A 12,372-nucleotide genomic window follows, 5' to 3' on the forward strand; every position below is an offset into this window, starting at 1 on the left:
GTGGGAACACCCCAACTCACGTGATACAGAATCACCTTTCACCGCACAGCCTGCGGTGGTATCAGCAAAAATTTCGGCTTGCCGTCTGAAGCTCGCCAAGCATGCGCGACAGATCCACCACGCGCTGAGCGATCAGGTGCCGAACTTCACCTTCACGCTGCCATTGGCCGTAGATTCCGACCATAGCGGAACCCAAGACCTCCTTACGAAAGCGCTCGAAGACGTTCGGCCAGACGATCACGTTGACGACGCCGGTTTCATCCTCCAGCGTCATGAATACGACGCCATTGGCGGTGCTGGGTCGCTGTCGCACGGTCACGATGCCGGCAGCGCGGGCGGTCTGTCGCGGCTGGTATTGCGCTAGCTCCGCCGCCACCACGAAGCGTCGGGCAGCCAGCATCGGGCGCAGCAGGGCAAGAGGGTGGCGCCGCAGGGTCAGGCCCATGGCGCGGTAGTCGCCAACGATCTCCTCTCCCTCTGTTGCCTGCGCCCGCTCCGGCGGCACTTCGGCAATGTCCGCCGGACGCAGCAAGTCCTTGTCCGCCACTGCGGCAGCCGCCTGCCACAGGGCTTGCCGGCGATTGCCTGTGATGGATTCAAGCGCGTTGCCGGCAGCGAGGACCTGGAGGTCGTGGCGATCCAGCGTCGCGCGCCGGGAGAGGTCCGCGGTACTGGCGAATGGACAGACCGCGCGCGCTTCTTCAATACGCTGGCCAGCCTCCCGACGCATGCCACGCAGCATCGACAGGCCAAGGCGCACCGCCGTTGCCGGAGAACCGGGAACAGATTCCATCGTGGAATTCCAACCGCTCACCGCGACGTCGGCCGGCAACACGATCACGCCATGCCGCTTGGCGTCTTGCACCAATTGCGAGGGGGTGTAGAACCCCATCGGCTGGCTATTTAGCATCGCGCAGAGGAAAGCTGCTGGCTCGTGACATTTCAGCCAGGCCGAGGCATAGACCAGCAGCGCGAAGCTGGCGGCATGGCTCTCGGGAACCATACTCGCCGAAACCTTGGATTTGCCGGAATATGCTCTCTGCGAACTCGCGGTCATATCCACGCTCGAGCATGCCCGAGACGATCCGCTTGTGGTACTTGTCGATGCCGCCCCTGCGTTTCCAGGCGGCCATGGCACGGCGCAGTTGATCCGCTTCGCCAGCCGAGAAGCCAGCCGCCAGCATGGCGACTTGCATGACTTGTTCTTGGAAGATCGGCACGCCCAACGTGCGCGACAGCGCCTTTTCCATTGCCGCGCTTGGATAGGTGACAGGTTCGAAACCTTGCCGCTGGCGAAGATAGGGGTGAACCATGCCGCCTTGGACAGGCCCCGGGCGAACGATGGCCACCTCGATAACCAGGTCGTAGAAGGTCCGCGGCCGAAGCCGTGGCAGCATGGACATTTGGGCGCGGGACTCGATCTGGAAGACGCCGACCGTATCGGCCTTGCAGATCATCTCGTAGGTCGCTGGGTCTCGGCGGGAATATCTTGTAGCTCAAACGCCTCGCCGCGCTGCTGTGCTACTAGGTCCAGCGCGCGACGCACCGCTGAGAGCATGCCCAACGCCAGTACGTCGACCTTGAGCAGACCCAGCGCGTCCAAATCGTCCTTGTCCCACTGGATCACACTGCGGTCAGCCATGGCAGCGTTCTCGATGGGAACAAGACGCGATAGCTTGCCCCGAGCCAGCACAAAGCCGCCGGTGTGCTGCGACAGATGGCGTGGGAAACCGAGCAACGACACGGCCATGTTGGCCCACCGTTGGGATAGCTCTGCGTCTGGATCCACACCGCTCTCGTTGAAGCGCCGCAGCAAATCTGCTTTTCCATCGAACCAGTGGTGCGATTTGGCCACCAGATCAATGATCGCGGGATCGACGTCGAACGCTTTGCCGGCATCGCGTAGGGCGTTGCGCGGTCGGTAGGTGGTCACAGCCGCAGCTAGCGCGGCACGATCTCGCCCGTACTTCCGGTAGAGATACTGGATCACCTCCTCGCGTCGCTGGTGCTCGAAATCGACGTCGATATCGGGTGGCTCGCCACGTTCCTTGGAGATGAAGCGCTCGAATAGCAGGTTGCCCCGCGCAGGGTCGACCTCTGTGATGCCCAGGCAATAGCAAACGGCGGAATTGGCGGCCGAGCCCCGCCCTTGGCAAAGGATGCCGTTGGAACGCGCAAAGCGGACGATATCGTAGACCGTCAAGAAGTACCGCTCGTAGTCCATTTCTCTGACGAGGGCGAGTTCGTGTTCCAGCTGCTGTTGTACGGTGAGCGGAATGCCGGCGGGATAGCGGCGGTGCGCACCCGCATAGGTTTCTGTGCGAAGGTACTCCGCGGGCAGCACGCCATCCGGTATCACTTCGTCGGGGTATTCGTAGCGCAATTCGTCAAGCGAGAACTGGCAGAGATTTGCGATGTGGATCGATTCCGTCAGGTAACGATGCGGGTAGATGTTGGCCAGGCGCAGCCGCGAGCGCAAATGCGTTTCCGCATTCGGAGCCAAGTCGTACCCACAGTCTGACACTGGCCGGCCCACACGGATCGCCGTTAGCACATCGTGCATCGGCTTTCGCGAGCGCACATGCATGGTCACGCAGCCGGTGGCCACGACGCGAAGGTGGTGTCGCGCTGCGGCTTCTTCGACGGTGCCACGATGGATGTCATCCATCGGCCGGTACAACAGGTTCAGGCCCATCCAGGCACGACCTGCGAAGGTTGCACTGACCCATGAGGCTTGCGCATCCAGCTTATCGAATGGCACACCATAGTCCGGCGTGAAGACAATGAGGCAGTCCGGCAGGCCCCTGAGGTGCTGGTAAGGAGCGTCCGGCGCCGCCAAGTCGCGGGGCGTCAGCACATAGGAACCTTTTCCAGCGCGTATGCGGCCAAGGGTGATGAGCTCGCACAGGTTGCCGTAGCCCTCCCGGTTTCGGGCGAGTGCCAGGAAGGAGACGGCAGGGGAGGCATCAGCATTTTGCAGGCGGAACCAAGCTCCCACGACCAGACGCATGCCCGATTTTTTCGCCTCCGTATGCGCGCGCACGATCCCAGCAAGCGAGCATTCGTCCGTGATCGCCAACGCATGGTAGCCGAGTTCTGCTGCGCGTTCGGCAAGCTCTTCCGGACGCGAGGCCCCCTTGAGGAAGGAGAAATTGGAATAGCAGTGCAGCTCCGCATAGTCGGGTAAGCCCGCCGGGATTGTCTCGCGCATGATTCACCCGAACAGCCCGTGCAGGTACCAGCGTGCCTCGTCACCCTCCCGGCTGCCCATACGTTCTTGGAAAATCCAGTAGCAGGTGTGGTCCTTGCCCTCGGCAACGAAATAGTCGCGCGTGACCAGTTCACCTCCCCACCATCCCGCCTCGATGCGCTCAGGTGGGGAAACAATGTGCAACGGCGAGCCGTAGAAGGGGCGGTGATCGCGCTCGATTAGGGCTACCGGTTTGCCCAGAAGCCATGCGGGGCGGGGGAGGGCGGCTGGCAATGGCAGGCGTATTGGCTTTTTCGTGGCCGGCATCCAGTCGTTGGCGACCTCCGGCCGGTAATCAGCGCGCAAGCAAGGCTGGCGGACGTTCTCCGGACCGAGCCTGGCGCTGAGCAGTTCCAACAGACGCGCGTGATCGGCAGGTGTCCCTCCCGGCTCTGGGAATAGCGAATCGCTGGGCGGGGCGACCGGCTCCGTGTCAATAGCAGTAAGCGCTACCGCGATCGTCGGCGCGACGGCAGTCACCAGCGCGAGTCGCTCTTTCAGAATGCGTACGAGGTGATCTTCATGCCAGTTCGGCTCCGCAAGTGCGATCTCGATCTTGGTTGGCGGGATGGCGGCCCGGCCGCGTTCATGGCGCAGTTCGAAGGCAAACCGTTTTACGGCTAACTGCCAGGCGGTCAACCACCCGATCATTTGTACCAACAGCCCGCGGCCGTAGGCAAGCGTCACCTCGGCATGCTCGATCCGGTCCGGCAGATCCAAGGCTGAATGGAAGGCGGATGGAGCTTCGGCCCACTCGAAAACCTCCGGTGCCTCCGCATATGCGCGGTCCAGGGCCTCCACGATGTCGCCGCCGCATCGGCGCTGCAGGCCCGCGCGAGGCAGGCGGCGCAGATCCGATAGTGTGCGGCAGCCGAGGCCGTCAAACCAGTCGGCAAAGGGCCGCGCAGCAGGTAGTATTTGCACCGGCATGCTGGCCTCGAGCAGAGGGGACTTTTGCTGCGGCCCGCGGCGCTTCACGAAGTTGACGGTAACGCCGCAGGCTGCCGGCTCAAGCGCCAGCCGTAACGGGGCAGGGGAGGCATCGCGAGCGCATGCCGCGGGTCGTACGACAAAAAAAGTGTTTCCGATGTGTGCGCAGCGAGATGAAGACGTCGCAAGGCGTCATTGCGCAAGTGCGATTGCCAAAGGACCAAGACACCACAGGTGCCGGCCCGCAACGTTTGCTCAGCGGCCCAAAGGACATCCGCAGTCCGTTGCGCTTCGATCCACAGTAGCCGCTCCGGCGGTATGCTCCAGTTTGCGAGCGCAAGCACTTGCGGCGCGTAGGGAGGTGCTAAGAGGGCAATCGGGCGTGTTGAAGACGCGGCGAGCGCCGGACGCAGCAGCCGGAGTTCGCCGATACCGGGCTGTCGCTGTAGCAACTCTGTCAGGCAGCCGACGGGCCAGCCGCCGCCGGGCAATTCCTTATCCAGCGACGAGTAGCCGGTCGACACCACGCGTGCGTTGCCCCTGGCCAGCTATGAGGCAAGCCAGAGCGAGGGATGGATGGTTTCGGGGGCAACTGTCAGCATCAGTCCGGTATCCTGCTGACAGTGTACTGTATATCCGTACAGTATTCACGTGTCGAAAAGTCCACCCGGCGCAGCAGCCAGCACAGCGGTTGCGGGGAAACGGAATTCGTGAGACTGGGATGTCTTCTGTGAGACTGGAGTTTTCTGAAATAGTGCGACTGCCCTGACTTGCGGCTATCTCGTAGCAATGCCCCTATCAGTTCCGAGCTCTGACAAGAGCAATCGCAATCTGTGAGTCCGGCTCCGGGTTCGAGCCGCAACCAAGTTGAAGAGCCGCGATCCTGCAAGAGTCGTGGTTTTTGCATCTGGAGGCCGTTGAAGGTGTCATGCCGTGGCACACCCGGCTGCATGTACAGGACTACTGTAGGAAGCAGGAATTAGCTGGACTGGCGTGCAATTCCCGCCGACGCTGAGCCCGGACCCTGACGGTCGGCACACAGTGCACCCTTTGCTGACTAAAGCAGTGAGTGGTCAAGATATCGGCGCGGCGGCCGTCAATACGGGGCAACTCCATTTTCTGTCTGCGCCATGCGTTACATATCGATCCGAGACCAGCACCTCGCTATCCTGGCCAGTGACCGCGATGCCTGGCGGGCACGGGTGGAAGGAAGATTTGACGTCGAAAGTCTCATTCGGTCATGCGTTCCGGATGCCGCCACTTGCGATCCACGCGTTGTGGCCGACGCGATCCGGGAGTGGTTCGACAGTTTTGACCGTGCCACGCAGCATAATCTCTCCATTGCGGTCATTCGAGCGGACCGCCAAGAGGAGATCCCTTGGAGAGAGCTCCCAGCCGATGGTTGCGTGCCGGGATCTTTCATACTGAGCTATAGGGTCCCACCTACTTGACGGATTTAGCCGCCCGCAACTATTGTTTCTTGAGACTATTCGGGAAAGGAGGTCCAGAATGCCGCAGAACATGATCGTTCAGGGCGAACCGCTGGCCAGCCAAAAAGCCCGAATTCGAGAACAGATGGCTGCGATCGTGCTGAAGTGCTGGCAGGATCCTGCGTTCAAGGCAGCATTGCTGGCGGACCCCAAGACAGTGCTCCAAGCCGAGGGCGTGCTGGTGAATCCGGACATCGAGTACGTCTTCATGGCGGACGAAACGCCTAAGCTGCATTTCGTCATCCCGGCGCCACCGCTAACCCAACCGCTCACCCAAGACGAGATGCTCCAGATCGCGCGAGCTGGAACTCAGCTCATCCTGCCGTCGATTATCTGCTGACGCAATTCGCCAGTGACCGGGTTCCGTGCTCGCGAGAGTGCGTATAAGTTTCGCCTCGAGGACGCCCTCCCGGGCTTTCAGTACTCACTGGCGGATTTCGAGGTTGACCTCTGGATCAACCGATTCCGAGTCGACCAGAACATCCGCATGGCAGGCGCGGACAAGGAGATCTTTCCGACGGTCGCCGCAGCACGGCAGGATGCGCTCCAATGGATCTTCGAGGGGTTGGCCAATGGCTATACGGCCATTTTCAACAAACTGAACCTCTGCAATCCACGAGTCGCCCATCTCTGCCACAAGATCAATCAAGCATACCCCGAGGGTTGCCGTACATTCGTTACTGCGTTTCTGTCCCCGTCGTCCCAACACTGCTTCGGCTACCACTACGACGAGGTTGACGTCTTTCTTGTCCAGATTCACGGGACCAAGTCTTGGTCCGTCGCAGAGCCCGACATGCCATTTCCCATTGAGGGAATGCATAAGCCGCCCGTAGCCCAAGACCAGTCCGGACGTGAATACCTTCGCGTCGATCTTGGGCCGGGTGACGTCTTGTTCATCCCGCGAGGTCACATTCACCGGGGGCAGCCGGGCGAAGCAGGTTCACTGCACCTTTCCGCAGGCGTTCACCTGCAGACGGTGGCCGACGGTATCGTCTCGATGATCCGCAAAGTTAGCATGCTTGAACAGGTCTTGCGTCGCCCCCTTGAGCTTGCTCAACAAGAAGAGGCGGTGCGCGAAGCGCTGCAAATATTGGATTCTCAATTCGGCACTCAGATAGCGCAGGTGCGAACGAAAACATACCTACCGCATGACAGCCTAACCTCGATTCTGCGCATCGGTAGTCTCGCGCCTGACGACGTTCTCGTATGCGCCGGACGGGAGCCTTTGAATTATTGGCTGTCGCGCGAACTTTCCACCATCGAGGTGTTGGGCCTACTGTTTGACTACGGCGTGCGCTCCGAGCCTAGTGCCAAAGCGGCTGTGCCGGCCGGATACTTCCGCGCATTGCAGATGATCAACGACAGGCTTGAATTCTCCCCGCGCATCCTTGCTCAGGAACTGGGAATTGCGATTGAGGACACACTTGAGCTGGGGCGCCAACTCCTGACTATTGGGGCCTTGGAGTACAAAAATAAGTGCTGATCTCATGCTTAATTGAGGACGCTAAGGTCCACTCAGACGACGAGGCCGGCCTCCAAGAAATCGCGAAGAGAGTGATTGACCGGCTACAGCCAGACCGCCCTTCGGACCCTGCTGTGGTTGTGGGCTTAGAACAAGAACTCGTCGCGCTCTATAAGCGCATGTGTCTTCCCCTGAAGTGCGCCGTCGAACAGCACTTCAATCAATTGCCAGCAATCGGACTGGCTCAATGGATGAAGGAGCAACTGGGCCGCTGCCAAGTTCTCGACAGGGCGCTCTACAAGCAGTCACAACAGCTCATAGCCGAATTCGTCGTGGTCGAGGCTCGGTATGGATCAGACAAAACAGAATTACGGATCAAATTTCCCTGGGTCGAAAAGTCCGAACTAGACTCGATACGGATTGCGTCAGCGGACAAGCACCATGGGCAGCACGTGCTAAAGCTCAATTTTTGCGGCCAGCGCGCGCTGTATTACAAACCTCGAACTGGATCTGGCGCGCAACTGCTGGCAGACCTATCTCATCTGCTGGCTCGTGAGGACCTTCAGCTTGGAGTAGCCGAAGTATTAGCGCGTCAGGGCTACCATTGGATGGCTGAAGTAGCGTATCAGGCGACGCTCGATAAGCGGTCTGCCCAGCGGTTCGCATTCAATGGCGGTGTGCTGTATGCAATCGCAAGTGTTCTGAACGCGTCGGATCTACATTTTGAAAATATTATCGCAACTGTTGAGGGACCTGTGGTGGTGGACTGCGAAACGCTGTGTCAGCCACGATTTTCCGAGGCGGCGGCAGCTTTTTTACTGAAGCGACCTCGCGAAGAACACGACGACGTTACATCCCTCTTCTTGAACTTCGATCATTATGGCGGGCAGGACATTGACTACGGTGGCCTCAGCTGTGTGGAGTTCTTGTTTCGTGCTGATCCTAACGCTGGCCTGCAGATTGTACTTTCGTCGGAGCAACGACAGCTTGTCCATTATCGTAGCCGCAGCGCAGTAGAAGTCGAGGGACGACGCATAGCACCGGCAGTCGAATACTTCGAGATGTTCAGTCACGGCGTATGGCGTGCTTCAGAGTTCATTAGAGAGTTCAAGGATGAACTGTTTGCTCTCATCCCGCCCACATCCACATTTCGAGTTCCACTTCGCGCCACGCGAGTCTATGCCGCCCTGCTGGCAGAACGAATGTCAGCCATTTGCTTCTCATCCTATGCGACCAACGCATGGCATTCGCAAGTTGAGTTAGATCTAGTCGACGCAGCCCCGCAGTTCCACCATGCAGCACGGACAATTTTCCAGCAGGAGGTTATTGATCTCGAGGCACTCGACATACCGGCTGCATATGTTCGAGCTGACAGCAATTGCCTGATCCTGCGCGACGTCATCGTTCCGGGCGTTTTCGATCTCTGCCCGCTACAAGTAGTCCGCCACCGACTGGACAGGATTTCCGACGCAGTAGTCGAGGAGCAGGTCGCGATGCTGCGCGCTCGATTGGCCAAGTCACTTGCGCGCCGAGGTGAGTCCGAGAGGGCGGCCGACTGACAACCAAATCAAGACTCGATAATGTGATCATGTCCCATTGTGCTGGGCACGTTAAATGGTCGGCCGCTGCGCTACCGATCGACTGTTAATAAGCTGGTCCACTTCTGCTTTGCAACAGCCCGCACTTAGCGCTCTTCGAGAGGCCGCTTTCATCCGTAGGACGGTTCGTCTGAATTTCCGCTTTGGGTCGCAAGAGACAGTTAGCCCCGGTGCGGAGCAGTCCAGCGAATTCGCGCTTCACGTCAGGGTAGTCTCGCTATTTCCGGTTCTAGAGCGGGAGAGCGCGGACCGAATTAACTGATAAGTCGTTGATTCTTTGGAAAACGCAGTCTCATGAATTCCGGTTCCTCACAGCGGTTAAGCCCCGCTTGGCTTGAGCGTGCAATAGTTCCCGTTTCTGAGCCGGGGGTACAGGGGTGGGGACTTGAACCCCGCCACAAGCCACAGCAGAATGCGGCTTCCGAGTCAGCAGGGTTGATTTGGGATTGGGGGATTCTTGGGTGAAGAGCTCAGCCGAAGCCGTAGTACTTCCCGATGGCCATTGCGAGAACGCCCGCGCCGGTCTGAATTGAGATATCCCAGGCAGCTGTACCAGCCTTGGCTACCATGCTGCCAATCCAAGCCCTTACCTTTGGCCCGAGCGCGCCCTTTGCCACGTCTTGCGATGGCCCATCCTGCTGAATTGCCACTTGAAGTTCGGCGATGTCCCCTTTGGAAACGCCGTGGCTCTCCAACTCCTTCGTCAGGGCGGCAAAGTCGCCCTTGGTCACCGTGTTGACATGGGAAAAGGTGTTCCCATCCCCAAAGTTAATAGTGACGTTGTCACCAAACGTCGCATGAGAAATGTATTTACCCAATTGAAATTCCTTACCCACTGACTTCAATTCCGCGTCGACGGGCTCCTTCGGGAGCTTGTCTGCAAGGTCCAAGGCCATTCCGAGAAACCGGGATCGAACCTCTACGACGATTTGCTGAAAGGCACCTGGCGCAACCCGCTTGCTAGCAGACTCGATTTGGAAACCGCCTCCCAAAAATGGGTTCATAGCGCCATATAACACAGGGTCCACAGGGTAGCCGAGAGGCTTGTCAACAAGCGATTCGACCACTTTGATGCTGTCCCGCACTGGTATCGTCAGAAAGTCCTTCCGGTGCTCCTCTGGAATAATGCTGGATGAAAGTGGGTAGTTTGTGTATCGCGCGCGCAAGTTGGCTACGTTGGCAATGAGATCAGTTTCCAATCTGCGGTACTCCGGTACAGTATTGTCCGACGGATAGCCGTTTAACTCCGCCAAAACCCATTGCTTGAGCTGAGCATCTCCGATCTTGTGTGCGAGAATCTGCCCCTTCACCAGGGCAGCGCCAAGCCCACCATCGTCGTGCTGCAACAGCTCAATAATATCGTCAAGCAGTTTCATGTGTTTTCGTGTCGTCAAGGCATGGGCGGTGGGCCTCACTGAGAGGTAGCGACCTCTGGGGCACAGCTGCGGCCATCCGTGCTAGGGGTGCACCGATCGCGAGCCCAACGGTGAAGGCGTGATTTGTCCCACTTTCCCTGCACCAGCATACGATTGTGCATCACGAATGGCTCCCGCCAACCCTGACTCGGCACGTGAGCGCTTCATCGTGTTTATTGTCTGGGCGGCTATCGCCAAATTCACGACCGAAAACGATCGGTTGAGGCTTTCGGCTAGCCAAATGATATACATATAACCGATACCCGTTAGGGTAAAAGTGTTGGCCCAATAAGACGAATCTTGTATCAGTCAATGCTTGCGAGCCAACGCTAAAGACCAACATACGGTCCCCAAGTGTGTCGCCCAGCCAATACGGAAGTTGCGGGCAAATTAATGCGTCCTCACAATGGGGCAAAACTCCGCAGAGAGAGATTACTTCTTCAAGAGTTGGAAGGCGCCCATGGCGGTGAACATGGTCTTCGTCATACAGTTCATTTGAGATTTTAACGGCACTATCGTAATAGACAGATGGCTCTTCAATTGTGCTGTAATCGATGAAGTTCCATACCCGATCAAAAGCACTATCGAATATTGTAAAGTACCCGGCTTCTTTCACTAGTCGCAAGGAAGCCAAATGCCACTGAACAGGGAATAACGACTTCTTATCCCGCTTTCCATCCAGCGCCGACTTAATTTCCGGCATCGTCAATGCTTTGGGATTATCTGCCTGATCGTTGAGAGGGAACAGATCTGTTTTTGTGTGATCCAACTGTAACAGCCTCCAACCGAAACTAAAATCGGCAGTTTCTCGCCCGTAACTAAGCAAGAAGTCACGCATTTGATTCGTCCATCTAACGTCGAGACACCGCGTGTTACCGTCCAAAGCCTCCAGTACGAATAGAAACTCCAGGATTGAACGATGCGCGAATTTGTAGTTTCCAGCCGCATCCCTGTTAAGTAATGAGCGTTGCGTTATCAGCCACTGATCCACTATGAAATCGTGTTTTACGCATAACTCGTCCAATTCCGCTTGACTGAATCGATCACCCTTTCCATTCTGTTGCTTGCAATACAAGTCGACAGCAAGCATGCGGGATACTTTGGACAACGTTTCTTCCCGTATCCAACTGCTTTCCCGGATGAGCCAATTGTTGACCATAAATTCGTAGAGGGGGAACAGCTCCCGAATTACTTGGTTGTTGCGAACAAGATCCGGCACTAGAGCCAAAAGCATCGGGCGAAAAGAAAGCTCCGATATGTTTTTAATCATCTCGCGTGCGTCTTTTCGGTCAGAAGACGCTCTATATGATAACGGAAAGTGCTTTTTTACATAGCGATCGATTTGTTCATCTGTGAATGGAGTTATAAAAACACGATGCAACGGATATTCGCGGCTCGCGCCGCCTTTCCGCGGTCCTGCGAACATGATGCCACTGCGATCAGGAATTGCGTCGTCACTTGGGAAGAACTGGGACCGGCACGTTATGATCACATGCCTGAAATCGGAGGCGGCTTCCATCAGCTCCCGAAGCCTCGCTAAGCTGTCTTTCTGGGCGGCCGGGTCTTCATCTAATGCGTCCAGGAGCAGGATCGTGTCTCTTTTCCTAGCGATGTCTTTTATCTTTTCCAGGGCGCCCGCACGTCCTAGCGGTATTACCGTTACCGCGACCCGGTCATTTTTCTTATTTTCTGCTATTTTTTTTGCGTAAAAATTTAAACAGAACGTTGTTTTTCCCATTCCGGAGTCGGCCAGTATTATCACATGCCGATTTGTGCCGCCTTTCTGAAGATGCGATTCAATAGCATCAAACAAGGACATGGTGACAGCTACATTTCGAGGATCGTCTTCGTCGGATGGATCGGTTGATGAGCAGTTGGGCTCGATGTAATCGCTGATGGCGTCGATTATTTCTTGGCGCGTGAAGGCACCAACGGAATTCGACTCCGTCATGGCTGCTTCAATCCTGGCAGCCCTGTGCTCAAATATATAGCCTTTGACGGCGCTGGCTAACTTTGGATAACCAGACAACGCTCCAAGGGCTCCTCCGATCGCTAAGAAAGAAGCAACGTACTCATTATGGAGAGTTGCCGTTATAAATGCGATGGCGCTCGCAAGCTCGTGACCCATTTAGTAATTTTTCTGTTGAATTTCAAGTATTAACCCGCAAGGGCCCTGCAGATCCCAGGCTAACCGCGCCCAGCAATGGCGCCGAGCGTTACATTGTGC

Annotated in this window: 7 protein-coding genes and 1 pseudogene; 3 read left to right on the top strand and 5 right to left on the bottom strand. The window is 57.4% G+C overall.

Annotation, left to right across the window (positions count from 1 at the left end; all coding sequences use genetic code 11):
- Nucleotides 1-61 precede the first annotated feature (61 nt).
- The 3 genes and pseudogenes from ACOCMH_RS14360 to imuA form a co-directional block, all read right to left on the bottom strand.
- Nucleotides 62-3,211: pseudogene (locus ACOCMH_RS14360) on the bottom strand (error-prone DNA polymerase).
- 3 nt (nucleotides 3,212-3,214) lie between these two features.
- A complete protein-coding gene (locus ACOCMH_RS14365) occupies nucleotides 3,215-4,180 on the bottom strand; it encodes a DNA polymerase Y family protein (RefSeq protein ID WP_427308987.1) in 966 nt (321 codons plus the stop codon).
- Nucleotides 4,181-4,224: 44 nt separating this feature from the next.
- Nucleotides 4,225-4,707, bottom strand: a complete 483-nt coding sequence (gene imuA, locus ACOCMH_RS14370; protein WP_427308988.1) for a translesion DNA synthesis-associated protein ImuA — start codon at nucleotides 4,705-4,707, stop codon at nucleotides 4,225-4,227.
- Nucleotides 4,708-5,689: 982 nt separating this feature from the next.
- Here imuA and ACOCMH_RS14375 point away from each other — a divergent pair.
- Genes ACOCMH_RS14375 through ACOCMH_RS14385 form a run of 3 tightly spaced genes read left to right on the top strand, consistent with a single transcriptional unit; the run spans nucleotide 5,690 to nucleotide 8,691 of the window.
- On the top strand, nucleotides 5,690-6,010 hold the full coding sequence (locus ACOCMH_RS14375; RefSeq protein ID WP_427308989.1) for a nitrile hydratase subunit alpha: 321 nt from the start codon (nucleotides 5,690-5,692) through the stop codon (nucleotides 6,008-6,010).
- A gap of 12 nt (nucleotides 6,011-6,022) precedes the next feature.
- Nucleotides 6,023-7,153: a JmjC domain-containing protein gene (locus tag ACOCMH_RS14380; protein ID WP_427308990.1), complete on the top strand. Its 1,131-nt coding sequence runs from the start codon at nucleotides 6,023-6,025 to the stop codon at nucleotides 7,151-7,153.
- Entirely contained in the window at nucleotides 7,147-8,691 is a 1,545-nt protein-coding gene (locus tag ACOCMH_RS14385; RefSeq protein WP_427308992.1) for a DUF4135 domain-containing protein, read from the top strand. The genes ACOCMH_RS14380 and ACOCMH_RS14385 overlap by 7 nt, the downstream gene beginning before the upstream one ends.
- 509 nt (nucleotides 8,692-9,200) lie before the next feature.
- Here the strand turns inward: ACOCMH_RS14385 and ACOCMH_RS14390 are convergent.
- Both ACOCMH_RS14390 and ACOCMH_RS14395 read right to left on the bottom strand, forming a co-directional pair.
- Complete coding sequence (locus ACOCMH_RS14390) at nucleotides 9,201-10,106, bottom strand: hypothetical protein (RefSeq protein ID WP_427308993.1); 906 nt, start codon at nucleotides 10,104-10,106, stop codon at nucleotides 9,201-9,203.
- 160 nt (nucleotides 10,107-10,266) lie between these two features.
- Nucleotides 10,267-12,273 carry an NACHT domain-containing protein gene (locus ACOCMH_RS14395; protein ID WP_427308994.1) on the bottom strand — a complete coding sequence of 669 codons (2,007 nt, stop codon included), beginning with the start codon at nucleotides 12,271-12,273 and terminating at the stop codon, nucleotides 10,267-10,269.
- Nucleotides 12,274-12,372: the final 99 nt, after the last annotated feature.

The organism is Cupriavidus sp. H39 (assembly GCF_050271075.1).
Classification (GTDB): domain Bacteria; phylum Pseudomonadota; class Gammaproteobacteria; order Burkholderiales; family Burkholderiaceae; genus Cupriavidus; species Cupriavidus necator_B.